Annotated in this window: 22 protein-coding genes and 1 tRNA gene; 9 read left to right on the top strand and 14 right to left on the bottom strand. The window is 68.5% G+C overall.

Features of this window, described 5'->3' with window-relative positions:
- Window positions 1-109: 109 nt before the first annotated feature.
- The 3 genes from ACPCXD_RS15205 to ACPCXD_RS15195 all read right to left on the bottom strand — a co-directional run bounded on the left by ACPCXD_RS15205 (window position 110) and on the right by ACPCXD_RS15195 (window position 3,508).
- Window positions 110-1,261: a thiolase family protein gene (locus ACPCXD_RS15205; protein ID WP_088897294.1), complete on the bottom strand. Its 1,152-nt coding sequence runs from the start codon at window positions 1,259-1,261 to the stop codon at window positions 110-112.
- A 31-nt stretch (window positions 1,262-1,292) separates the two neighbouring features.
- Window positions 1,293-1,712 carry a Zn-ribbon domain-containing OB-fold protein gene (locus ACPCXD_RS15200; protein ID WP_088897239.1) on the bottom strand — a complete coding sequence of 140 codons (420 nt, stop codon included), beginning with the start codon at window positions 1,710-1,712 and terminating at the stop codon, window positions 1,293-1,295.
- Window positions 1,713-1,855: 143 nt separating this feature from the next.
- The gene (locus tag ACPCXD_RS15195) at window positions 1,856-3,508 is read right to left on the bottom strand and encodes an MBL fold metallo-hydrolase (RefSeq protein ID WP_301845523.1); all 1,653 of its coding nucleotides are present in this window, start codon (window positions 3,506-3,508) and stop codon (window positions 1,856-1,858) included.
- Between the two features lie 168 nt (window positions 3,509-3,676).
- Here ACPCXD_RS15195 and ACPCXD_RS15190 point away from each other — a divergent pair, with 168 nt between their 5' ends.
- The 3 genes from ACPCXD_RS15190 to ACPCXD_RS15180 all read left to right on the top strand — a co-directional run bounded on the left by ACPCXD_RS15190 (window position 3,677) and on the right by ACPCXD_RS15180 (window position 6,299).
- Window positions 3,677-4,804 (top strand): NDMA-dependent alcohol dehydrogenase, encoded by a 1,128-nt coding sequence (locus ACPCXD_RS15190; protein ID WP_016691368.1) that lies wholly within the window; start codon window positions 3,677-3,679, stop codon window positions 4,802-4,804.
- A gap of 52 nt (window positions 4,805-4,856) precedes the next feature.
- Entirely contained in the window at window positions 4,857-5,669 is an 813-nt protein-coding gene (locus ACPCXD_RS15185; protein ID WP_423660168.1) for a serine hydrolase domain-containing protein, read from the top strand.
- A 123-nt stretch (window positions 5,670-5,792) separates the two neighbouring features.
- Window positions 5,793-6,299: a DUF3145 domain-containing protein gene (locus tag ACPCXD_RS15180; protein WP_423660166.1), complete on the top strand. Its 507-nt coding sequence runs from the start codon at window positions 5,793-5,795 to the stop codon at window positions 6,297-6,299.
- A gap of 112 nt (window positions 6,300-6,411) precedes the next feature.
- Here the strand turns inward: ACPCXD_RS15180 and ACPCXD_RS15175 are convergent, their stop codons facing one another.
- The 6 genes from ACPCXD_RS15175 to aceE form a co-directional block, all read right to left on the bottom strand.
- Window positions 6,412-7,845 (bottom strand): acyl-CoA carboxylase subunit beta, encoded by a 1,434-nt coding sequence (locus ACPCXD_RS15175; RefSeq protein WP_016691371.1) that lies wholly within the window; start codon window positions 7,843-7,845, stop codon window positions 6,412-6,414.
- 91 nt (window positions 7,846-7,936) lie between these two features.
- Window positions 7,937-9,193 (bottom strand): KasA/KasB family beta-ketoacyl-ACP synthase, encoded by a 1,257-nt coding sequence (locus ACPCXD_RS15170; protein WP_186455110.1) that lies wholly within the window; start codon window positions 9,191-9,193, stop codon window positions 7,937-7,939.
- Window positions 9,190-9,468 carry a meromycolate extension acyl carrier protein AcpM gene (acpM, locus tag ACPCXD_RS15165; RefSeq protein ID WP_016691373.1) on the bottom strand — a complete coding sequence of 93 codons (279 nt, stop codon included), beginning with the start codon at window positions 9,466-9,468 and terminating at the stop codon, window positions 9,190-9,192. The genes ACPCXD_RS15170 and acpM overlap by 4 nt, the downstream gene beginning before the upstream one ends.
- Before the next feature lie 120 nt (window positions 9,469-9,588).
- Window positions 9,589-10,506, bottom strand: a complete 918-nt coding sequence (locus ACPCXD_RS15160; protein ID WP_088897295.1) for an ACP S-malonyltransferase — start codon at window positions 10,504-10,506, stop codon at window positions 9,589-9,591.
- A gap of 128 nt (window positions 10,507-10,634) precedes the next feature.
- Window positions 10,635-11,957: a PucR family transcriptional regulator gene (locus tag ACPCXD_RS15155; RefSeq protein WP_229565065.1), complete on the bottom strand. Its 1,323-nt coding sequence runs from the start codon at window positions 11,955-11,957 to the stop codon at window positions 10,635-10,637.
- 66 nt (window positions 11,958-12,023) lie between these two features.
- A complete protein-coding gene (gene aceE / locus ACPCXD_RS15150) occupies window positions 12,024-14,873 on the bottom strand; it encodes a pyruvate dehydrogenase (acetyl-transferring), homodimeric type (RefSeq protein WP_088897245.1) in 2,850 nt (949 codons plus the stop codon).
- A 325-nt stretch (window positions 14,874-15,198) separates the two neighbouring features.
- Between aceE and ACPCXD_RS15145 the strand changes: the two genes are divergently transcribed.
- The 3 genes from ACPCXD_RS15145 (at window position 15,199) to ACPCXD_RS15135 (ending at window position 16,221) form a co-directional block, all read left to right on the top strand.
- On the top strand, window positions 15,199-15,621 hold the full coding sequence (locus ACPCXD_RS15145; RefSeq protein WP_016933310.1) for a DUF3052 domain-containing protein: 423 nt from the start codon (window positions 15,199-15,201) through the stop codon (window positions 15,619-15,621).
- A gap of 31 nt (window positions 15,622-15,652) precedes the next feature.
- Window positions 15,653-16,117, top strand: a complete 465-nt coding sequence (locus ACPCXD_RS15140) for a peroxiredoxin (RefSeq protein WP_016693279.1) — start codon at window positions 15,653-15,655, stop codon at window positions 16,115-16,117.
- A 32-nt stretch (window positions 16,118-16,149) separates the two neighbouring features.
- Window positions 16,150-16,221 (top strand) — tRNA-Val (locus tag ACPCXD_RS15135).
- A gap of 61 nt (window positions 16,222-16,282) precedes the next feature.
- Here the strand turns inward: ACPCXD_RS15135 and ACPCXD_RS15130 are convergent.
- Genes ACPCXD_RS15130 through ACPCXD_RS15110 form a run of 5 tightly spaced genes read right to left on the bottom strand, consistent with a single transcriptional unit; the run spans window position 16,283 to window position 19,468 of the window.
- Entirely contained in the window at window positions 16,283-17,011 is a 729-nt protein-coding gene (locus tag ACPCXD_RS15130) for a CBS domain-containing protein (protein WP_088897246.1), read from the bottom strand.
- Window positions 17,012-17,046: 35 nt separating this feature from the next.
- On the bottom strand, window positions 17,047-17,448 hold the full coding sequence (locus tag ACPCXD_RS15125; protein ID WP_016690843.1) for a DUF5655 domain-containing protein: 402 nt from the start codon (window positions 17,446-17,448) through the stop codon (window positions 17,047-17,049).
- On the bottom strand, window positions 17,445-18,281 hold the full coding sequence (locus ACPCXD_RS15120; protein WP_172414876.1) for an SURF1 family cytochrome oxidase biogenesis protein: 837 nt from the start codon (window positions 18,279-18,281) through the stop codon (window positions 17,445-17,447). The genes ACPCXD_RS15125 and ACPCXD_RS15120 overlap by 4 nt, the downstream gene beginning before the upstream one ends.
- Window positions 18,282-18,309: 28 nt before the next feature.
- A complete protein-coding gene (locus tag ACPCXD_RS15115) occupies window positions 18,310-18,780 on the bottom strand; it encodes a low molecular weight protein-tyrosine-phosphatase (RefSeq protein ID WP_016690841.1) in 471 nt (156 codons plus the stop codon).
- Complete coding sequence (locus ACPCXD_RS15110) at window positions 18,770-19,468, bottom strand: HAD hydrolase-like protein (protein WP_088897248.1); 699 nt, start codon at window positions 19,466-19,468, stop codon at window positions 18,770-18,772. The genes ACPCXD_RS15115 and ACPCXD_RS15110 overlap by 11 nt, the downstream gene beginning before the upstream one ends.
- A 75-nt stretch (window positions 19,469-19,543) precedes the next feature.
- Between ACPCXD_RS15110 and ACPCXD_RS15105 the strand changes: the two genes are divergently transcribed.
- The 3 genes from ACPCXD_RS15105 to ACPCXD_RS15095 all read left to right on the top strand — a co-directional run bounded on the left by ACPCXD_RS15105 (window position 19,544) and on the right by ACPCXD_RS15095 (window position 22,650).
- On the top strand, window positions 19,544-20,692 hold the full coding sequence (locus ACPCXD_RS15105) for a Nif3-like dinuclear metal center hexameric protein (RefSeq protein ID WP_088897249.1): 1,149 nt from the start codon (window positions 19,544-19,546) through the stop codon (window positions 20,690-20,692).
- Between the two features lie 66 nt (window positions 20,693-20,758).
- Window positions 20,759-21,496, top strand: coding sequence for a zinc ribbon domain-containing protein (locus ACPCXD_RS15100; RefSeq protein ID WP_016690838.1), 738 nt, complete (start codon window positions 20,759-20,761; stop codon window positions 21,494-21,496).
- On the top strand, window positions 21,493-22,650 hold the full coding sequence (locus ACPCXD_RS15095; RefSeq protein WP_160875584.1) for a bifunctional RNase H/acid phosphatase: 1,158 nt from the start codon (window positions 21,493-21,495) through the stop codon (window positions 22,648-22,650). The genes ACPCXD_RS15100 and ACPCXD_RS15095 overlap by 4 nt, the downstream gene beginning before the upstream one ends.
- The last annotated feature ends 114 nt before the right edge of the window (window positions 22,651-22,764 follow it).

Below are 22,764 nucleotides of genomic sequence, written 5' to 3'. Positions count from 1 at the left end.
AGCGCCCCGGGGTGCTGTGATTCCGGACTCGCGATGGCGCCGAGACGAGTTCGGCCACCGCACTCGGGATCTCGTGCGGTGGCCGGACTTTCGAACGATTACGTGGCACTCAGAGTGACAGGATCGACGCGGCGGCGGTGCCGGGTGCGCCGTAGACCTGGGCGAGGCCCACCTTCGGTTCGCCCGGAACCTGCCGCTCGCCGGCCTGACCGCGCAGCTGCAGCACCAGTTCGTGGACCTGGCGGATACCGGAGGCGCCGATGGGTTCACCGTTGGCGATGAGACCACCGTCGGTGTTCACCGGGAGGGACCCGCCGATCTCGGTGGCTCCCTCGGCGATCAGCTTCTCCTGGTCGCCGTCGGCGCACAGGCCGGTCTCGGCCATGTGGATCACTTCCGCGCCGGCGTCGGTGTCCTGGAGCTGGGCGACATCGACGTCCTCGGGGCCGATGCCGGCGGCCTCGTAGGCGGCCTTGGCGGCGTAGGCGGTGGGGGAGACGTCCTCCTCGACCGACGCCCACGTCGCATGGACCTCGTACGCGCCGTAGGTGCGCGTGCGAATCGCAGTGGATCGCAGGTAGACCGGCTTGTTGGTGGTGTACTTCGACACCAGATCGCCGCGGCACATGATCACCGCTGCGGCACCCTCGTCCGGCGCGCAGAACATCTTCGCCGTGAGTGGGTAGTTGAGCATCGGCGACGACAGGATCTCGTCGATGCCGAACTCCGTGCGGCGGAAGGCCTTCGGGTTGAGGCCGCCGTTGCGGTAGTTCTTCGCCGCGACCCGTGCGAGCGTCTCGTGCGAGATGTTGTGATCGATGGCGTAGCGGTTCGCCTTCATGCCGAAGAACTTGGTGGTGACGAACTGTCCGTTCTCGGCGTACCAGGCGGGCAGACCGAGCATGGCGGGATCGGCGGTGAAGGCGCCGCGGGGGTGCTTGTCGGTGCCGACCGCGATGCCGATGTCGTACTTGCCGGAACGGATCCCGTCGGCGGTCTGCTCGATCGCGCTGGCGGACGTCGCGCACGCGTTGAACACGTTGGTGAAGGGAATGCCGGTCAGGCCGACGAGGCGGGTGACGGCGTCGGTGTTGTCGACCTCGTAGCTGCCGCCGATGCCGAACTGGATGTCCTTCCAGGCGACACCCGAGTCCTCGAGCGCGAGCTGGATTGCGTCTGCGGCCATTTCGATGGCCGACTTGGCGCCGAATCTACCGAACGGGTGAAGGCCCACCCCGATGATGGCAACGTCGTTCATGATGTCGGGAACTCCTCGATGGGATGTGTGCGGATCAGATCGGCGCGAAGGCCCACGTGACGATGTCGGTGCCCTCTTCGTCGGTGTAGAAGGGGACGAAGGTGAGCTCGAGTTCCATGCCCGGGCGCAGTTTCTCGGGGTCGGTCTCCGTGAGGCGGGCCTCGACGCGGACCACGTCACCGAGCTGGACGAGGCCGAACGCGAAGGGAGTGAAGGTCGCCGCCGTCTCGTTGCCCGCGTAGGGCTGCTTCGGCACGAATCCCTGCGTGGTCCATGCCACGAGCGTGCCGCGACGCGGCAGCAGCAGTTCCGAGATGTTCGCCCCGCTGCACCGGGGGCAGCGCGGCTGGGTGGGCCACGTGGTCGCGGAGCAGTCGTCGCAGCGGCTGCCGATGAGCTGCGGGTTCTCTGCCGGCCACGTGGATACGTCGGGCGCGAGCGCCTTCGTCGTCATGGTTCGTCCTCCGTTGTCCGATGCCGATGCGGCGGCCCTCGCCGCGGTCGAACATGAGGATCACGTTAGACGGAAATGCCATTCTCTACAATGAGAGGATGGATATCGCGCGAGCCGATTCTCGCGGGAGGCCAAGGAGCCGCTCAGAAACGGCGCCTCCGGCGGGGCGGAGGCTTGCGTCGACCCGGCCTCGAGTGGCGTGGGTGCTCCTCCGGGGTCTGGGCACCCGTGCGGTATTCGTCGAGCACCTTCCGCATCGCAGCGATGGCGCGCTCCCGGGTGCGCGGGTCGTCGATCTCGAGCAGCTGGTCGCGCAGACCGGTGGCGAACTCGGCGTACTCGTTCTGCCAGTCGCGGCCGACGTGCACCGGCGTCGGCGGTGCGACGGTCGCGACGTACTCGGCCGGGCCACCTGCCACGAGCCGGTACCGCGCACCGAACTCCGGAACGACCACGTTCAGGTCCGCATCGAGTCCGTGCAGCGACGCCGCGAAGGCAGCGAGCGCATCGGGCTCGCCGTGGTCGAGGAAGACCGTGCCGGAGATCGGCGCGCGGTGCCCGGCCCAGCGCACCAGCTCGCCGCGGTCGGCATGTGCGGAGTAGCTGTCGATCCGCCGGATCTGCGCCCGGACGTCGATGTCCTCACCCGAGATCCGGACCTTCGACGCACCCTCGAGGATCACCCTGCCGAGCGTGCCCTGCGCCTGGTAGCCGACGAAGAGCACCGTCGAGTCGGGGCGGGCGAGGTTGTTCCGCAGGTGGTGCCGAACCCGTCCCGCCTCGCACATCCCGGAGGCCGCGATGATGATCGCGCGTCGGTAGGTGTCGATCCCTATCGACTCCTCGGCCTCGGCGGTGTACCGGATGCCGGGATGGCGGAAGACGTTCCGGCCGTCGAGGTCCTCGAGTTCTCCGGCATGTGCGGCGAAGACGTCGGTGGCGCGGATCGCGAGCGGGGAGTCGACGAAGACCGGCACCCCCGGAATCCGCTCGTCGTCGAGCAGGTATCCGATGTCGAGCAACAACTCCTGGGTGCGTTCGAGGGCGAACGAGGGCACGATCAGATTGCCGCCCCGCTCGAGTGCCTCGTTCACCTCCCGGGCAAGGAGGTCGCGGCGCTCGGCGATCGTGAGCCGAGGGCGCGAGCGGTCCCCGTAGGTGGATTCGCAGACGACGTGGTCGAGTCCGGTCGGGCCTTCCGGATCGGCGTGGAAGGCCTTCTGTTCCGGGCCGAGATCGCCCGAGAACAACATGCGCACACCACCGGCCTCGATCTCCGCCGACGCCGATCCCAGGATGTGTCCGGCATTCCACAGGCGGACCCGGAAACCGGGTGCCGGCTCGAACCACTCCTCGAGTGGGACCGGGCGGGCGCGTGAGGCGGCGAGTCGGGCGTCCTCCTCGGTGTAGATCGGGTGGAACTTCGGCCGGTGCGCGCGGTCGCGGCGCCGATTGCGGCGCTGGGCCTCGAACTCCTGGATCCGCGCCGAGTCGGCGAGCATGAACGAGAGCAGCTCGGCCGTCGGTGCGGTGCAGAAGATGCGGCCCCCGAATCCGCGCGCGACGAGCTTGGGAAGCAGCCCGCAGTGGTCGATGTGCGCGTGGGTGAGGATCACCGCGTCGATCGACTCCGGAGCGAACGCGAACTCCGCGACGTTGAGTTTCTCGAGGCTGCGCGAACCCTGGAACATCCCGCAGTCGACCAGGATGCGGGCGTCGCCGAGTTCGATCATCGCGCACGAGCCGGTGACGGTTCTCGCCGCGCCGTGGAAGGTGAGTTCCGGATTGTCGGGCACGGCATCTCCTCGGACGGTCGGGCGGTGGGGACCCGCGGTGCTCGGGTCCCACGGTATCCGCGGTCGCATGTCGACCGGACCGGGACGAGGTCTAGAACCTGTTCCAATTCTGTGCGATTGTGTCTATCGTCACGTGCACAACCGGCAATGCGATGGAGGGCGAGCCAGATGAAGACCAAGGGTGCAGTGCTGTGGGGCATCGACGAACCGTGGTCGGTCGAGGAGATCGAACTCGGCGATCCCGTCGCGGGCGAAGTGCAGATCCGCATGGAAGCCGCCGGCATGTGCCATTCCGACCACCACATCGTCACGGGCGCAACCCCGATGCCGTCGTTCCCCGCCATGGGCGGTCACGAAGGTTCGGGCGTGATCACCAAGGTCGGTGAGGGAGTGGTGGGCCTCGAGGTGGGCGACCACGTCGTGCTGTCCTTCATCCCCGCGTGCGGGCGGTGTCCGTCCTGTGCCTCGGGGCATTCGAACCTGTGCGATCTCGGCGCCGGACTGCTCAGCGGCCAGGCGATCTCCGACGGCACCTACCGCATCCAGGCGCGCGGCCAGAACGTGATCGCGATGTGCCTGCTCGGTACCTTCTCGCCGTACATGACAGTCAACCAGAGCCAGGTCGTCAAGATCGACAAGGACGTGCCGTTCGAGCTCGCCGCGCTCGTCGGCTGCGGCGTGCCCACCGGTTGGGGTTCGGCGACGAACATCGCCGAGGTCAAGGCCGGCGACTCGGTTGCCATCATCGGCGTCGGCGGCGTCGGCATGAGCGCCCTGCAGGGCGCCGTGGCCTCCGGTGCGCGTCACGTCTTCGCGATCGACCCGGAACCGTTCAAGCGCGAGCAGGCGCTGAAGTTCGGTGCCACGCACACCTACGCCTCCATCGAGGAGGCCATCGTGCCGATCATGGAGATCACGTGGGGCCGCATGTGCCACTCGACGATCATCACGGTGGGCGAGATGAAGGGTGAACTGGTCGATCCCGCGTTGACCCTCACGGCCAAGGGCGGCCGGTGCGTCGTCACGGCGATGGGCTACATGTCCGACATGGACGTCAAGCTGAACTCGTTCCTGTTCTCGATGCTGCAGAAGGACCTCAAGGGCAACATCTTCGGTGGGTGCAACGCCCGCGTCGACATCCCGAACCTGCTCGACCTGTACAAGTCCGGTCAGCTGAACCTGGCCGACATGGTCACGCGCACCTACACCCTCGAGCAGATCAACGACGGATACCGGGACATGCTCGAGGGCAGGAACATCCGCGGCGTCATCCGCTACACCGAAGCCGACTGGTGACCGGTTCCGACCGGTGACCTCGCCCCGCCGGGCCGTCTCGTAGGCTGATCGCGTGCACAGCCTCGATCTGCTCAGCGACTGGCCTGTCGACCGTTCCGCCGCCGCGGTGGTGACCCGCGACGGCGGAACGGTCGCGTCCAGGGGAGACCTCGACGAGGTCTTCCCCCTCGCATCGGTGACGAAGCCGCTCGTGGCGTACGCCGCGCTGGTGGCCGTCGAGGAGGGCGCGATCGAGCTCGATCAGCCCGCGGGCCCCGAGGGGTCGACGGTGCGCCATCTGCTCGCCCACGCCTCGGGTCTGGCGTTCGGTGAGCGCACCGTGCAGACCGAACCCGAACGCAAGCGGATCTACTCGAGTGCGGGCTTCGAGGTGCTCGCCGAACTCGTCGAGACGGAAACCGGTATCGAGTTCCCGGAATACCTCCGGCAGGCGGTCTTCGAGCCGCTCGGCATGCCGTCCTCGTCCCTGCCGGGGCCGGCCGGTCACGGGGCGCAGTCCTCGGTCGCCGATCTCGCGTTGTTCGCGCGCGAGCTGCTCGACCCCGTGCTGGTCTCGCGCGAAACCCTCGCCGAGGCGACCAGCGTGCAGTTCCCGGGTCTGAACGGACTCGTGCCCGGCTACGGGATGCTCAAGCCCAACGACTGGGGCCTCGGATTCGAGATCCGCGGTGAGAAGAATCCGCATTGGACCGCCATCGGTAATTCACCGCGCACTTTCGGTCATTTCGGTCAGTCGGGCACCTTCATTTGGGTAGATCCCGAAATTTCCGTCGCCGCTGTGGTACTTACTGATCGTGCGTTCGGAGACTGGGCGAAACCGCTCTGGCCTGCCCTCGGAGACGCGATCATCACCGAATTCACATAAACCTCTCTGGTTCGCTGGCGAAACACACGCCACACGGGCACACTTGTACGCAGCCTGCATGGAGAAGCCTTGATCGACGAAGGTCGTTGGGGAAGACGTCCTGGTCGAATCGGAGGTGAATGTATGCGCGCATCCAACCAATTCACGGATGCCACGGCGGGGGTGATCTATGTCCATTCCTCACCGGCGGCCGTGTGCCCGCACATCGAGTGGGCACTGGCCGACATCCTCGACTGCCGGCCCGATCTCTCGTGGACGGGCCAGCCCGCCGCACCGGGGCTGCTGCGCACCTGCGTCGACTGGGTCGGGCCCGTGGGCACGGCCGCGCGACTCGCGGACGTGCTGCGGTCGTGGCCGATGCTCCGCTTCGAGATCACCGAGAACCCCAGCGAGGGCGTCGACGGCGAACGCTTCAGCTACGTCCCCCGACTGGGTCTGTGGCGCGGGTGCACCAGCGCCAACGGCGACATCGTCGTCGGAGAGATGCGTCTACGCGCCATGCTGTCCTCCGCCGATGTCACGATCGAACTGCACCGCGCCCTCGGAACGGCATGGGACGAAGAGCTCGAGCCGTACCGCAGCGGCGACGAAGGCGCGCAGGTGACATGGCTCCGCCGGGACGTCGGCTGACCGCGGTCCGCCGCCCCGGTGACGCGACCGGAACGCACCCCACATCTTCCTGATACGAGAACACCGGCACCGCTCCGAGGAGCGATGCCGGTGTTCTCGTGCTGTGTCCGGATCAGAGCGGAATGTTCTTGTGCCCACCGCGAACCGCGGGTGCGGCAGCGAGCGCGGCGGCCAGCGTGCTGCGCGTGGTGGCGGGATCGATCATCTCGTCGACCACACCGATCGCCATCGCGCGCCCGACGCCACCGGCGATCGCCTCGTGTTCGGCGGCGAGACGGTCGTGCAGCGCCTCACGCTCCTCCTCGGGAGCCGCAGCGAGGGCCTTCTTGTGGAGGATGCCCACAGCGGCCTTCGCGCCCATCACGGCCACCTCGGACTCCGGCCACGCGTAGACGGCGGTGGCCCCGAGCGCCCGGGAGTTCATCGCGATGTACGCGCCGCCGTAGATCTTGCGCGTCACCAGCGTGACGCGGGGAACCTTCGCCTCGGCGAACGCGTGGAGCAACTTGGCGCCGCGTCGCACGACACCCTCCCACTCCTGGCTCACACCGGGAAGGTAACCGGGGACGTCGACGATGACGACGAGCGGAACACCGAAGGCATTGCACATCCGCACGAAACGCGCTGCCTTCTCGGCGCTCTCGGAATTGAGGCAGCCGCCGAGGCGGAGCGGGTTGTTGGCGATGACACCGACGGTGCGGCCGCCGAGACGGCCGAAGCCGGTGACGATGCTGCGGGCCCAGCCGGCCTGCAGTTCTTCGAAGGCGGATTCGCCGTCGACGTTGTCGAGCAGCTGGTGGACGATCGGCCGGACGTCGTATGCGCGTCGCGGCGAGGCGGGCATCAGCGCCCGCAGGTCGGTGTCGCCGAGCGCCGCTGCGGCGACGTCGAATTCGCCCTGCTCGGCCAGCATCGACACCAGGCGGCGCGCCCGGTGCAGAGCGTCGGCCTCGTCGTGCGCGGCGATGTGGGCGACACCGGACTTCTTGGTGTGCGTCTCGGGGCCGCCGAGCGACTCCATGTCGACCTGCTCACCGGTGACGCTGCGAACCACGTCCGGTCCGGTGACGAAGACGCGGCCCTCGGGAGCCATGATGACGATGTCGGTCAGGGCCGGGCCGTAGGCGGCACCACCGGCCGCGAAGCCGAGAACGACGGAGATCTGGGGGATCAGACCGGACGCGCGGACCATGGCCTCGAAGACCAGGCCGACGGCGTGGAGGGCCTCGACGCCCTCGGCCAGACGCGCACCACCGGAGTGGAAGATGCCGACCACGGGGATCTCGTGGTCGATGGCGTGGTCGATGGCGGAGACGATGTGCTTGCATCCCTCGACGCCCATGGCTCCGCCCATGACGGTGGCGTCGGAGCAGTATGCGACGGTGCGGATGCCGTCGACGTCGCCGACGGCGGCGAGGACGCCCGACTTGTCGCGGGTGTGCAGCAGTTCCAGGCTGCCCGGGTCGAACAGTTTCTCGAGACGGGCCAACGGATCTCTCGGGTCCACCGTCGTCTCACGCGGGGTGGCTGGATCCAGGATGGTCATCGGGTACTCCTCGGGCAGACGCGGTGGTGGTGGGCTGCGGTGGAGGCTCCGGGCGGAGCCTCCACCGCATGGGGCGGACTGGCGTCGACGGTCAGGCGCGACCGAATGCGAGCGCCACGTTGTGCCCACCGAAACCGAACGAGTTGTTCAGCGCGAAATCGATCCGGCCGGAACGCGGTTCGCCCTTGACCACGTCGAGATCGATCTCTGGATCCTGATTCTCGAGATTCAGCGTGGGCGGGATGACCCCGTCACGCAGAGACAGGACCGTGAGTACTGCTTCGAGTGCACCCACCGCACCGATCGAATGACCGAGCGCGGACTTGGGGGCGTAGATCGCGGCGTGGTTGCCCACGGCCGCGTTGATGGCCTTGGCTTCGGCCACGTCGCCGATCGGGGTGGCCGTCGCGTGCGCGTTGACGTGCCCGATGTCGGCCTTGGTGAGCCCGGCGGTCTCGATCGCCCGCCGCATGGCCCGTGCCGCTCCCGTACCTTCCGGATCGGGGGCGACGATGTGGTAACCGTCGGAGGTGATACCGGCGCCGAGGATGCGACCGTGGATGGTCGCTCCGCGTGCCTTGGCATGCTCCTCGCTCTCGAGGACCATCAGTGCGCCGGCCTCGCCGAAGACGAAACCGTCGCGGTCCTTGTCGAACGGACGTGAGGCGCCCTTCGGGTCGTCGTTGCGGGTGCTCAGCGCCCGCATCATCGCGAAGCCCGCGGTGGCGACCGCGTCCAGCTGACCCTCGACACCACCGGTGACGACGATGTCGGCGTCGCCGAAGGCGATCATCCGGTACGCGTTGGCGATCGCCTCGGATCCGGACGAGCACGCCGAGACCGGGGTGATGACCCCGGCGCGGGCACCGAGTTCGAGTCCGACGGTGGCCGACGGTCCGTTCGGCATGATCATCTGCACCGCGAACGGCGAGACCTTGCGGTAGCCGCCGTCACGGAGCTTGTCGACGGCGTCGATGAGCGATTCGCCGCCACCGAGGCCCGTACCGATGACCACACCGAGACGGTCCTGGTCGACCTCGGGGCTGCCGGCGTTCTGCCAGACGGTGCGTCCGAGGGTGAGCGCGAGGCGCTCGACGAAGCTCATGCGACGGAGTTCCACGCGGGACAGTCCCTCGTCGGGGCTGACCTTCAGGGTTCCGCCGATGCGCACCGGGAGGTCGAACTCGTCGACGAATCCGCCGTCGATGGTGCCGATCCCGCTCTCACCGGCCAGCAGTGCTTTCCAGGTGGCGTCCACGTCACCGGCGATCGACGTCGTAGCCGCGAGGCTGGTGACGACGACGTTGCGGAGCGCCCGAGGAGAAGGGGAGGTCACAGCAGAACTCATTCGTTGTCGTTCGTGGCCTGAACGCCTGCGGCCTCGAGCTTCTGGATGTAGTTCACGGCGTCACCGACGGTGCGCAGGCCGGCGAGATCCTCGTCGGGGATCTTCACGCCGTACTTGTCCTCGGTCTGGACGGCGATCTCGACCATGGACAGCGAGTCGATGTCGAGGTCGTCGACGAAGGACTTCTCGACGGTCACCTCGGAGGGCTCGATGCCGGTGACCTCTTCGATGATCTCCGCGAGACCGGCGATGATTTCTTCCTGGGTGGCGGCCACGATGTGGCTCCCTTCTCGATCTGTCGACTATGTCGTTCGAAACCGGCCGGATGTTTCCGGTCGGGGGTCCGGGGAGGTCCCGGTGAGGTGCCCGTGCTGTGCGACGGCGCGCGCAGCAACCTAACCGAGTTGAAGACTTTCGGCCAGAGCGGAGATCTCCGCGGGGGTCTTGAGGGCGACGGTGGGCGTGCCGCGCATCTCGCGCTTGGCGATGCCCACCAGCGTGCCGGCGGGGGGAAGCTCGACGATCCGGCTCACCTGCGCTTCACGCAGGGAGGCGGTGCACAGGTCCCACCGGACGGGCCGGGTGACCTGGGCTGCGAGACGTTCGAGGGCGTCGGCTCCGGAGGTGACGGGCTTGCCGTCGTAGTTCGACAGCAACGTGTGCGTCGGATCCGAAGGTGTGATCTTCGCCGCGGCGGCAGCCACGGCGTCCTGGGCGGGTGCCATGAATCGGGTGTGGAAGGCACCGGCGACCGGCAGAGCGCGGACGCGGGCCTTCTCGGGCGGGTTCGCAGCGAGCTCCTCGAGCGCGCTCAGGCGCCCGGCTGCGACGATCTGACCGGCCGCGTTCATGTTCGCGGGGGTCAGATCCAACTCGGCGAGGCGCGCAAGCACCTCGTCCTCGGCACCGCCGAGCACGGCGGACATTCCGGTGGGTTCGAGCGCGCAGGCGCGGGCCATCTCGGCTCCGCGGATGGCGGCGAGGGCGACGGCATCGTCGGCGCTGATGACACCCGCGATGGCGGCCGCGGCGAGTTCACCGACGGAGTGGCCGGCCACGATCGTGTCGGCGGGCACGAGGCCGCGACGGTCGAGATCCTCGAAGGCGAGCAGGGCGGAGGCCACCACGAGCGGCTGGGTCACCGCGGTGTCGGTGATCTCCTCGGCGGTGGCAGTGGTGCCCAGACGCGCGAGATCGAGTCCCGCCGTCTGCGACCACTGGTCGATGCGGTCGCGCGCTCCGGACTGCTCGAGCCACGGGGCGAGCATTCCGGGTGTTTGAGACCCCTGACCGGGGGCAAGCAGCGAAATCACGATCACCAGGGAACACCGCGAGCGGGTGCCTGCGAGATGTCGGTAGCGATGAAAGGTTGCCCCTCGATTTGTAGGGTTCCCACAAATCTGCACGTCGATGCTCGCTATCGGACGAAAGGTCGGAGACGTTACGTGTCCGATTCGCGAATTGTGAATCGAGTGGCAGGTGGTGCAGGCGATCTCAATTCGTTATGGCTTCGTGCCAGGCGACCTACCGTGGCAGCGATTCGGAGCACGTACGCATCGCGGGGATTTGTGGGATCCCGACCCGTTATTTCTGTGATCCGCTTCAATCGATACCGCACGGTATTTGGATGAACAAACAGCTTTCGGGCGCAAGTCTCGACAGCGCCCCCACTGTCGAGGTATGCGTCGAGCGTGTCCGCGAGGGACGGCCCGGCAGCCGCCAGCGGAGCGACGACGAAGTCCTCGAGCGCGGCGATCGCGCCGGGATCACCGAGCAACGCACGCTCGGGCAGCAGCTCCGCGGCGTGCACCGGCCTGGGAGCTCCCGGCCATCCGACGACCGCCTCCATGCCGGCGAGCGCTTCGACCGCGGAGACGTGTGCGGTCGCCAGCGTCGGTGTCGTCGGACCGATCACGACGGGATCGTCGGAGAACGCGCGCATCAACTCGGTGCGGAAGTTCGCTGCGTCGACCGTCCCGTGCAGTTCCCCGCTGACCACCATCACCAGGCGTTCGCCCTGCACCACCGCGAGGGCGGCGCGACCGTGCTCCTGGGCGACGGTGTGCACGGTGGTGATCACCGAGACGCCCTGGTCGGGTGGGGGAGTGCCGACGATCACCGTCGCCGGGGCGGTCGCGTCCCAGTTGAGGGTCGCGGCCCGCGACTGCATGTCGGGCCCGGTGTCCCCGCGTACCACGGCGTCGACGACGAGGGCTTCGAGGCGCGTGTCCCATGCGCCCCGCGACTCGGCCGCCCCCGCGTACACCGCCGCGGCGGCGAACCCGAGCTCGCGCCCGTACCGCAGGATCGCCTCGGTGAGTGCCACGAGTTGTTCCTCGTTGCGGGCGAGGGCCGGCAGCCACTGCTCGAAGAACTCCATCGCCGCGCGGACCATGTCCACCGTCTGACGCAGTGTCAGGCGCCGGGCGAGATCCTGCGGGATCATCTGGAAGGCGTCGAGGCTGAACCGCAGGTCGCTGTCGGGACTGTCGGGATTGCGCACCCACTCGAGGAAGTCGACCACCGACGTCTGGATGACCAGCTGCACGGTCGACCGTTGCGATGCGTCGAGATCGGCGAAGAAGGGCAACTGCTCCTGCATGACGTGCACTGCTTCGGTGGACAGTCGCCCCGAGAACTGTTTGACCCGACGGAGCAGCGCGTCGGGCAGCGGTGCCCGCTGAGGACGGGACGGCGGTACCGGGCGTTCCCTGTGAACGCCCGGTACCTGCCCGGTCCGGCGGGGCTGCGGCTCGTCGACCATGGGACGAAAGTACCCGGCGGCCGCGAGCCGGCCGGTCACGCCACTCGGACGTGACCGGCGGACGGATCAGGCGACGCCCGGGTCCGCCATCGAGACCGGAGCGGCCGTCACGTCGTCGATCTTGTAGGTGCGGGCCGCCTCGACGGCCTTCTCACGATCGATCGCGCCTTCGCGGCCCAGCGCCGAGAGCACCGCGACGACCGTGGACTCGGCGTCGATGTTGAACACGCGGCGAGCGGCGCCACGGGTGTCGGAGAAGCCGAAGCCGTCGGCGCCGAGCACCGTGTAGTCGCCCGGAACCCACTTGCGGATCTGATCGGGCACCGCGCGCATCCAGTCGGACACCGCGACGAACGGACCCGCAGCGTCGTTGAGCACCGACGCGACATAGGGCACCGGAGCTTCCTCACCGGGGTTCAGCAGCGCCTGCCGGTCGCACTCGACACCGTCGCGACGCAGCTCGCCCCACGAGGTGACGGACCAGACGTCCGCGGACACACCCCACTCGTCGGCGAGGATCTCCTGCGCACGCAGCGCCTCGGGCATCATCACGCCCGAGACCAGGATCTGCGCCTTCGGACCCGACTCCTGGCCCCGCTTGTACAGGTAGATGCCCTTGAGCAGACCCTCGACGTCGAGGTCCTCCGGCTCGGCCGGCTGCGAGTACGGCTCGTTGTAGACGGTGATGTAGTAGAAGACGTCCTCGCCACCGAAACCGTCGACACCGTCCGTGCCGCCGTACATCCGCCGCAGACCGTCGCGGAAGATGTGGGCGATCTCGTAGGAGAAGGCCGGGTCGTAGGTGACCGCGGCCGGGTTGGTCGACGCGAGCAGCAGTGAATGCCCGTCGGCGTGCTGCAGGCCCTCACCGGTCAGCGTGGTGCGACCGGCGGTCGCGCCGAGGACGAACCCGCGTGCCATCTGGTCGGCCGCCGCCCACAGGCCGTCGCCCGTGCGCTGGAAACCGAACATCGAGTAGAAGATGTACACGGGGATCATCGGCTCGCCGTGCGTCGAGTAGGACGTACCGACCGCCGTGAACGACGCCGTCGAACCGGCCTCGTTGATGCCCTCGTGCAGGATCTGCCCGACCTCGCTCTCCTTGTAGGCGAGCATCAGATCGGCGTCCACCGAGGTGTACAGCTGACCGTTGCGGTTGTAGATCTTCAGCGACGGGAACCACGAGTCCATACCGAAGGTACGGGCCTCGTCCGGGATGATCGGCACGATACGCTTGCCGATCTCCTTGTCGCGCAACAGTTCCTTGAGCACACGGACCGTCGCCATGGTGGTGGCGACCTCCTGCTTGCCCGAACCCTTGCGGACGACGTCGTAGGTCTTCTCCGCGGGCAGCGCCAACGGCTTCGCGGTGGTGCGGCGCTCCGGAAGGAAGCCGCCGAGGGCCCGGCGACGCTCGAGCATGTACTGGATCTCGGGCGACTCGAAGCCGGGGTGGTAGTACGGCGGCATCTTCGGATCCTTCTCGAGCTCTTCGTCCGAGATCGGGATCCGCTGGAGGTCGCGGAAGTACTTCAGGTCCTCGAGGGTGAGCTTCTTCATCTGGTGGGTCGCGTTACGGCCCTCGAAGTGCTTACCGAGCGTGTAGCCCTTGATGGTGTGCGCGAGGATCACCGTCGGCTGACCCTTGTGCTCCATCGCGGCCTTGTACGCCGCGTAGATCTTGCGGTAGTCGTGGCCGCCGCGCTTGAGATTCCAGATGTCCTGGTCGGACAGATCCTTGACCAGTTCCTTCGTCCGCGGGTCGCGGCCGAAGAAGTGCTCGCGCACGAACGCGCCGTCGTTGGCCTTGTACGTCTGGTAGTCGCCGTCGGGCGTGACGTTCATGAGATTGACCAGCGCGCCGTCCTTGTCGGCGTGCAGCAGGGCGTCCCACTCGCGGCCCCACACGACCTTGATGACGTTCCAGCCGGCGCCGCGGAAGAACGACTCCAGCTCCTGGATGATCTTGCCGTTGCCGCGCACCGGGCCGTCGAGACGCTGCAGGTTGCAGTTGACGACGAAGGTCAGGTTGTCGAGACCCTCGGTGGCCGCGACGTGCGCCAGGCCGCGCGACTCCGGCTCGTCCATCTCACCGTCACCGAGGAAGGCCCAGACGTGCTGGTCGGAGGTGTCCTTGATGCCGCGGTCGTGCAGGTAGTGGTTGAACCGTGCCTGGTAGATCGCGTTCATCGGGCCCAGGCCCATGGACACCGTCGGGAACTCCCAGAAGTTCGGGAGCAGGCGCGGGTGCGGGTACGACGGCAGGCCGCCGCCGAGCGAGGCGTGGCTGTGCTCCTGACGGAAGCCGTCGAGCTGCTCGGTGCCGATACGGCCCTCGAGGAAGGCGCGGGCATAGATACCGGGGGAGGCGTGGCCCTGGATGAAGACCTGGTCGCCGCCGCCGGGATGGTCCTTGCCGCGGAAGAAGTGGTTGAAGCCGACCTCGTACAGGGCGGCGGACGACGCGTAGGTGGAGATGTGACCACCGACGCCGACACCCGGACGCTGCGCGCGGGTGACCATGATCGCCGCGTTCCACCGGATGTACGCGCGGAAGCGACGCTCGACCTCCTCGTCACCGGGGAACCACGGTTCGCTCTCGGTGGGGATGGTGTTGACGTAGTCGGTGGAGGTCAGGGCGGGAAGGGAGACCTTGCGCTCGTTGGCACGCTCGAGCATGCGCAGCAGCAGGTAGCGCGCGCGGGTGGGACCCGCGGCCTCGAGCATCCCGTCGAACGACTCGAGCCACTCGTCGGTCTCCGCCGGATCGATATCCGGCAGGTAGGAGGCCACGCCCTCGCGGATCACCCGGACACGATTGTCCTTGGTCGATGCCGGCTTGGCCGAGGAACCCGGTCCCGACGCGCCCGGTGCGGCGCCTTGTCGGGAGTCGGATCCGTGGATCAGGTCTGTCAACGTCTGCTCCTCATCGTGGTGGGCGCGTAGGTGGAGCGCCCTCTCCGTCGGCCGGCTCTTGTGGGAGCCGACGCAATCGACATCTGAACATGATGCACCCCTCATCTTCCCCCATCCGCGACGAAGGATCACGCCGTGGCCCGGCCAACAGGACGGATCGGACACGGTGCGGGGTGGTGCAATGGGTCCCTCTCCAAAGATTCTCCCGCTTTTCCCAGCGATTCGGGTTGCGTTGAGGCTTCCGACGATGTTCGCTTTGACCAATTGATCGTCACGCCGGTACGCGGATCCGATTCGCGCACCACAACCCTTAGGAGGAGCCACCGTGGTCGCCGCGGCGGATGCCAAGAACTATGTCTCCAAGCTCGGTATCACTCACGACCACGTGGTGCAGGAACTCGGTTGGGACGAGGACACCGACGACGAGTTGAGAGCTGCGATCGAAGAGGTCACCGGTACCGAGCTGCTCGACGAGGACTCCGACGAGGTCGTCGACGTCGTGCTGCTGTGGTGGCGCGACAGCGACGGCGACCTGGTGGACACCCTCATGGACGCGATCGGTCCCCTCGCCGACGAGGGCGTCGTGTGGGTTCTCACCCCCAAGACCGGTCGCCCCGATCACGTCGAGCCCAGCGAGATCGCCGAGTCGGCCACCACGGCCGGCCTCACCCAGACCACGGCCACCAACCTCGGTGACTGGATCGGCAGCCGCCTCGTCCAGCCCAAGGCCGGCCGTCCCCGCCGCTGAACCGGCTCCCAGAACGTAAGGATCCACACGCATGCCGATCGCCGTGGGCACCGAAGCCCCCGATTTCACCCTCAAGGACCAGAACAACCAGGAAGTGACGCTGTCGAGCTTCCGGGGCAGCAAGAACGTGCTCCTGGTCTTCTACCCGCTCGCCTTCACCGGCGTCTGCCAGGGCGAGCTGTGCGCCGTCCGCGACGACCTACCCACCTTCGAGAACGACGACACTGCGATTCTCGCGGTGTCGGTCGGCCCGTCGCCGAGCCACAAGATCTGGGCGGCCGAGCAGGGCTACACCTTCCCGCTGCTGTCCGACTTCTGGCCGCACGGCGAGGTCGCGCAGGCCTACGGTGTGTTCAACGAGAAGTTCGGTTTCGCCAACCGCGGCACGTTCGTCATCGACAAGGACGGCATCGTGCAGTTCGCGGAGGAGAACCAGCCCGGAGAGGCCCGTGACCAGGGAGCTTGGGCCAGAGCGCTCGCCGCGCTAAAGTCCTGATGCGAAGTCGGCGGCACCTGCCGCCGTCTTTCGGGCGTGTAGCTCAGTGGTAGAGCTCTGGTTTTACACACCAGCGGTCGGGGGTTCGAAACCCTCCGCGCCCACAATCCTCTGTGCGATTCCGGTGGATCGAGCCCCGCTCAGCGGGGTCGGATCCACCCAGATCTAATGTCCCGCATTCACCGCCGCGACGAGCGTCGGCAGGTCGTCGGCGACGACGATCATGAGCGGCCGTTCCTTCGCGCTGCCACTGTGCGTGACGATCAACGCCGTCGGCGGCAGTTGCCCGCCCGCGGGCGGCGATAGCTTCTTGATCGCCTGCGGCACGGTGATGGTGCGGGGCAGGTGCGCGGCCCGCTCGTGTGGTTCGGCGAACTCCAGGGCCGCTCCGACGGTCTCGCCCTCGACGATCTCGTCCGTCGCGAGACGATGCGCGAGCCACCGGGCGATGCAGTTCGTCGTCAGCAACCCGAGATAGGTGTCGTCCTCGTAGATCGGGAACTGCGAGTAGTCGTGGCGTCGGATCTCGTCGAGCACCTCATTCAGCGGTGTGCCCGTCTCGAACACGGCGGGTGCCCGTCTCGGCAGGACCTGCAGCACCTTCGGCGGATCGATGATCCTGTCGCGCAGTCTCTCGATCGCCTCGACGACCTCCGGGACCGGATCGGCGACCGGCTTGCCCCCGTAGTAGTCCTGGTGCACGAGCGCGTTGCGCAGGTCCGCGAAGGCCCGGAGGGCGGGCAGATCGACCTGGGTGCGGTGACGCCGGGCGTACTCCTTGGCCATCCGGACGAAGCTCATGTGCTCCTCGTCCGTCTGCAACTGCCACTTGAAGTGGTTCTCGATGGCCGTGAACGCCGACAGGAACCGGATCGCTCCGCTGACCTCGTCCATCTCGTCTCCTTCGTGCGGAAGGGAGCCGTGGGGCGTCAGTCGCGCGGTTCCGCCGCGGTGCGGTAGGCGACGTCGAGCAACTCCACGAAGTGGTCGTCGAGTTCGTCGACCGACGAGACGCTCAGGCGGTGCGTCGTGACCGTCCCCTTCTTCGGGAACGCCTCACGCAGCGTCGCGTGGTGGATGCGCCGCGGCAGGTCCAGGGCCACCTCGAGACGCGAGGCGTAGACGAACGCCGCCGCGAACGGGCGACCCCGCGACCAGGAGATCTCCGACGCGTGGACGTGCTCGGTGACGTCGTCGCCGAGGTCGAGGATCATGGCGCGCACGTGCCGGAACACATCGACGGCGGCCGGATCCTTGTCGGCCAGGTAGTCGTCGACGGTCGCGTACATCGGGAGCTCCTCGAATCGGGGCAGGGTGGTCGGCTCGGTCACCGCGGCCGGCCGTATCGATCGGCGAGCTTCTCGCTCGCGGTGCGCGGTGCCGCTTCCGCCGGGGCCCCGGCTGCGTCACCACCGTCTTGCTGACCCTTGGTCTTCCTGCGCTCCCGCAGCTCGGCCCACACGAAGTAGCCCAGACCCAGCGGAGCCATGATCCCGAACGCCAGCCACTGCAGGCCGTACGACAAATACGGGCCGGAGTCGAGCTGGGGGAGCGGGATCACGCCGAGACCACCGGGCTGATCGGCGTCGAGCTGCAGGTAGACGTCCTCGAGGTCGAGACCCGTGATGGACGCGACCTGCGGGGCGTCGATGAAGTACACCTGCTGGTAGCCGGCGTCCACGAAGGGGGCCTTGTCCTCGACCGTTCCCTCGGACATCCGGATGCGGGCGTCGAGGGTGACGGTGCCGGACGGCGCGACCGGGATCTCCGGGATCTCGGTGCCGCGCACGGGACGCACGTACCCGCGGTTGACCAGGATCGTGCCACCGGAATCGAGGACGAACGGGGTCAGCACCTCGTAGGCCGGCCGCGACTCGACGTTGCGCAACCGCACGAGCACGTCCGACTCGGGCAGATAAGAGCCCTGCGCGAGCACGCGGCGCCACTCGTCCTCGATCGTCGGACCGTCGCCGCCCAGCAGTTCGCCGACGGGAACCGGGTCCTGTGCCATCGACGCAGAGATGCGGCCGTTGCGGTCCTCGGTGCTCGTGTTCTTACCGAGCTGCCACGGCGCGAGGACCGTGAAGCACGCGTAGGCGAAGCCGACGACCACCAGTGCCAGGACCAACCAGCCGGGGCGTAGGAGAAATGTCAATCGGCGCACAGATCCACGGTAGCCGGTGAGGTGCGTCTCACTGCTGCCGCACCCGCTCGAGCAGGCCCGGAACAGCGGCTTCGATCTGCTCGCGGACCTGCTCGAACTCGTCGAGGGAGCCGTAGTACGGATCGGGCACCGAATCGTCGTCGGCGTCGGGATCGAACGAACGCAGCAGCACACGGCGATCGGACGGGACACCGAGCTGCGCCAGTGCCCGCTCGTGGGTGGTGGTCATGGCGACGACGAGGTCGGCCGACAGGTGCTCGGCACCGAGCTTCGCGGCGCGGTGACCGGTCGGATAGCCGTGCCGCTGCAGCACCGCGTCGGTGCGCGGATCCGCCTCCGACCCGACGTGCCAGCCGTGCGTGCCGGCGCTGCTCACCCGGACCCGGTCGTCGAGTCCCTCCCGCCGCAGGTGCTCCGCGAAGATCTTCTCGGCCATCGGCGACCGGCAGATGTTGCCGGTGCACACGAAGGTCACGTGGAAGCGGTCGTCAGCGTCCACCCGTGAGCACCTCCCGCAGTTCCTGGACCGAGGCGGTCGTCCGCGCCGCCGCACGACCTTCGGTCTCGGTGCCGTAGCCCCACTCGACGAAGACCGTGGGGATGCCGAACCGGCCCGCACCGTGGATGTCGTGCTCGCGGTCGCCCACCATCACCACACCGGTCGTGCCACCGGCCTCGGCATCCTGCGGCTCGATCCCGAGAGCGGTGAGGCTGTGCGCGACGACCTCCCACTTGTGCCGCCGGGCGCCGTCGTCGCTCGCACCCCCGATGAACTCGAAGTATCCGGTCAGACCGAAGTGGTCGAGGATCCGCTCGGCGAACGTCTGGGACTTCGACGTCGCCACCGCCAGGCGGCTCCCGGCCCCGCGCACGGCCTCGAGCACCGCGTCGATGCCGTCGAAGACGGCGTTCTCCGCCCAGCCGGTCGCGGAGTAGTAGTCCCGGTAGGCCGCGAGTCCCGCAGCGACCTGCTCCTCGTCGAGTCCGAGATTCTGCAGGGTGTCGCGCATGGGCGGTCCGAGCAGCCACTGCAGGTCGCCGTCGGGTGCCTCGAAACCGGTCGTCTCGGCGGCGTGGAGGAACCCGTTGATCACCCCGGTCGCGGAATCGGTGAGCGTGCCGTCCAGATCGAACAGGACGACGGGAGCGGGGAGCACGAGCGGCTGGGTGGCAGCGAGAACGGTCACCGGGCCATTCTCCCCGTTCGTCCGGTCTTCCGCCGCGTAGGGTCGTGCGCGTAGGAGAGAGCGGACCAGCTGGAGGTGGACGTGACGGCGGCGACGCTGCGTGAGGTGATCGACGTTCTGGAGACGGCCTACCCGCCGTCGCTGGCGGAGAGCTGGGACTCGGTGGGACTCGTCGCCGGCGACCCCGACGAGCCGGTGCGCAAGGTGCTGCTCGCCGTCGACGCGACCGCGGCCGTCGTCGACGAGGCACTCGAATGGGGCGCGCAACTGCTGCTCGTGCACCACCCGCTGCTGCTGCGCGGAGTCGACACCGTGGGCGCGCACACCCCCAAGGGCGCGCTGATCCACCGCCTCATCCGCGGCGGCTGCGCCCTGTTCACCGCGCACACCAACGCCGACCGCGCGAACCCCGGCGTCTCGGACGCGCTCGCCGGGGCGCTGGGCCTGACCGGGCTGCGACCGCTCGAGGCCAAGCCCGAACCGGCGACCGACAAGTGGGTCGTCATGGTGCCGTCCGACGCCGCCGACGCGGTGCGCGCGGGACTGTTCGCGGCGGGCGCGGGTGCCCTCGGCAACTACCGCGAATGCTGCTGGTCCACCACGGGCACCGGCCAGTTCCGCCCGGTCGACGGCGCGGATCCGGCCATCGGCTCGGTCGGTGACCTCGAACGCGTCCCCGAGGACCGGATCGAGGTCATCGCGCCGCGCCGGTCGCGCGCGGCGGTGCTCGCGGCCCTGCGCGATGCGCACCCCTATGAGGAACCGGCCTTCGACATCATCGAACTCGCCGACCTGCCGAGCGATCGCGGTCTGGGCCGGGTGGGGGAGCTGCCGCACACCCGCACGTTGCGCGAGTTCACTGCCGACGTCGCCGCCGCACTGCCGGCCACCGAATGGGGTGTGCGCGGTGCGGGCGACCCCGAGCGGCCGGTGCGGACCGTGGCGGTGTGCGGCGGATCCGGTGATTCCTTCCTCGGACTCGCCACCGCGCAGGGTGCCGACGTCTACGTCACCGCCGATCTGAGGCACCATCCCGCCGACGAGCATCTGCGCGCCGGAGGTCCCGCGCTGGTGGATGTCGCGCACTGGGCGAGCGAGTACCCGTGGTGCGCGCAGGCCCGCGACGTCCTCGACGGGGCGTTCGCCGATCGGGACGGCTGGCAGGCGCGGGTCAGCGAGTTGCGCACCGATCCCTGGACGACCGCGGCGGGCGCGGTACGGTAATCAGCTACGACACGTCCCGCGTGGCCGCCGACTCCCGGCCCACCATCGAAAGCAGGAACCACCCGAGTGAACGTCGAACCCACCGTGCAGGCCAAGCTGCTGTCCCTCGCCGCCGTGGACGCAGAGCTGAACCGCCTCGCGCATCGCCGTCGGACACTGCCCGAACAGCAGGAGGTGGACCGCCTGCAGACCGAGCGCAACGCGCGCAAGGACGCCGCGGTGGCCGTCGAGATCATCCTCGACGACCTCGACCGGGACATCCGGAAGCTCGAGGGCGAGATCGAGGCCGTGCGCATGCGCGCCGACCGCGACCGGTCGATGCTCCAGAGCGGCTCGGTGGGATCGAAGCAGCTCACCGAACTGCAGCACGAGCTCACCAGCCTCGAGCGTCGTCAGGCGGCACTCGAGGACGACCTGCTCGAGGTCATGGAGCGACGCGAGGCGTCGAAGGCCGACCACGACCACGCCGGCGCGCAGGTTTCGCAGGTCGACGACCAGCTCGGCGACGCCGTCCGCGCCCGCGACGAGGCGCTCGCCGACATCGAGGTGGCCGAGCAGCGGTGCCGCAGCGACCGCGAGGCACTGCTCGCCGTCTTCCCCGCGGAACTGGTGACCCTCTACGAGAAGCAGCGCGAGAAGTCCGGCATCGGCGCCGCACTGTTGCAGGCCCGTCGTTGCGGCGCGTGCCGTATCGAGCTCGACCGCGGTGTGATCGCCCGGATCGCCGCCGCACCCGCCGACCTGCTGGTCCGGTGCCCGGAGTGCGACGCGATCCTGGTCCGCACCAAGGAATCCGGGCTGTGACGACGGTCGTCGTCGAAGCGGACGGCGGTTCCCGCGGGAATCCCGGACCGGCCGGCTACGGTGCCGTGGTCTTCGATGCCGACCATCGCACCGTCCTCGCCGAACGTCAGGCGAGCATCGGGCGCGCGACGAACAACGTCGCCGAGTACAAGGGCCTGATCGCCGGTCTCACCGCCGCCGCCGAACTGGGCGCCGACGAAGTGCACGTCCGTATGGATTCCAAGCTCGTCGTCGAACAGATGAGCGGCCGGTGGCAGGTCAAGCATGCCGACATGATCCCGCTGGCCGCGCGGGCACGTGAGCTGGCCGGCCGGTTCCGCAGTGTCGACTACACGTGGATCCCGCGTGCTGAGAACGCCCACGCCGACCGGTTGGCCAACGCCGCGATGGACGCGGCGGCCGAAGCGATGCTGGACGTCGCGTCCGACACCGTGGCGCGCCCGGTGCAGGTGGGCGCGCGGACGGAGAACGTCACGACCCCGCCGGTCGTGCCGGTGCCGGATCCGGCCGTTCCCGCCTCGCCCGGCTGGACCGGTGCGGTCGGGACACCGACCCGTCTGCTGCTGCTGCGTCACGGGCAGACCTCGCTGTCGGTCGAGCGTCGCTACTCGGGGCGGGGCAACCCGGAGCTCACCGAACTCGGTCGCGACCAGGCGGTCGCCGCGGCCCGGCGGCTCGGTGCCCGTGGGGGGATCACCGCGGTGCTGTCGTCTCCACTGGGGCGCGCGCGGGAGACCGCCGCTGCGGCCGCGGACGCCCTCGATCTCCCGGTGACGGTGCACGACGGACTCATCGAGACGGATTTCGGCGACTGGGAGGGTCTCACCTTCGCCGAGGCCGCTCGTCGCGACCCCGAACTGCACCGGCGCTGGCTCGGCGACACCTCCGTGCGACCCCCGAACGGCGAGAGCTTCGACGAGGTGGCCAAGCGGATCGCGTCGGTGCGCGACGACCTGTTGACCGACTACGCCGGCACGACCGTGCTCGTCGTCTCGCACGTCACGCCCATCAAGACGTTCCTGCAGATGGCGCTCGAATCGGGGCCGTCGCTGCTGTACCGCCTGCACCTGGATCTCGCGTCGCTCAGCATCACCGAGTTCTACGCGGACGGTGGCTCGTCGGTGCGGCTCGTCAACGACACCTCGCACCTGTGAACGGGTAGCGGTCGCGAAACGAAAAGTGGCCGCGCAGACATGTCGGGGGGTTGCCTGCGCGGCCACTCATCAGGCTTATCTGTCGGCCGCCCGACCGTGTTACACGGTTGCCGG

Source organism: Rhodococcus sp. AB351 (genome assembly GCF_049538275.1).
In the GTDB taxonomy this organism is placed as follows: domain Bacteria; phylum Actinomycetota; class Actinomycetes; order Mycobacteriales; family Mycobacteriaceae; genus Rhodococcus.
This window is presented reverse-complemented; position numbering and strand designations above follow the sequence as displayed.

Coding starts and splice junctions, on each gene's coding strand:
- ACPCXD_RS15155 (WP_229565065.1), bottom strand. CDS start 11,957: ATGGTCGACGAGCCGCAGCCCCGCCGGACCGGGCAGGTACCGGGCGTT.
- ACPCXD_RS15180 (WP_423660166.1), top strand. CDS start 5,793: ATGCGCGCATCCAACCAATTCACGGATGCCACGGCGGGGGTGATCTAT.
- ACPCXD_RS15175 (WP_016691371.1), bottom strand. CDS start 7,845: ATGACCATCCTGGATCCAGCCACCCCGCGTGAGACGACGGTGGACCCG.
- ACPCXD_RS15190 (WP_016691368.1), top strand. CDS start 3,677: ATGAAGACCAAGGGTGCAGTGCTGTGGGGCATCGACGAACCGTGGTCG.
- ACPCXD_RS15140 (WP_016693279.1), top strand. CDS start 15,653: ATGCCGATCGCCGTGGGCACCGAAGCCCCCGATTTCACCCTCAAGGAC.
- ACPCXD_RS15170 (WP_186455110.1), bottom strand. CDS start 9,193: ATGAGTTCTGCTGTGACCTCCCCTTCTCCTCGGGCGCTCCGCAACGTC.
- ACPCXD_RS15130 (WP_088897246.1), bottom strand. CDS start 17,011: ATGGACGAGGTCAGCGGAGCGATCCGGTTCCTGTCGGCGTTCACGGCC.
- ACPCXD_RS15200 (WP_088897239.1), bottom strand. CDS start 1,712: ATGACGACGAAGGCGCTCGCGCCCGACGTATCCACGTGGCCGGCAGAG.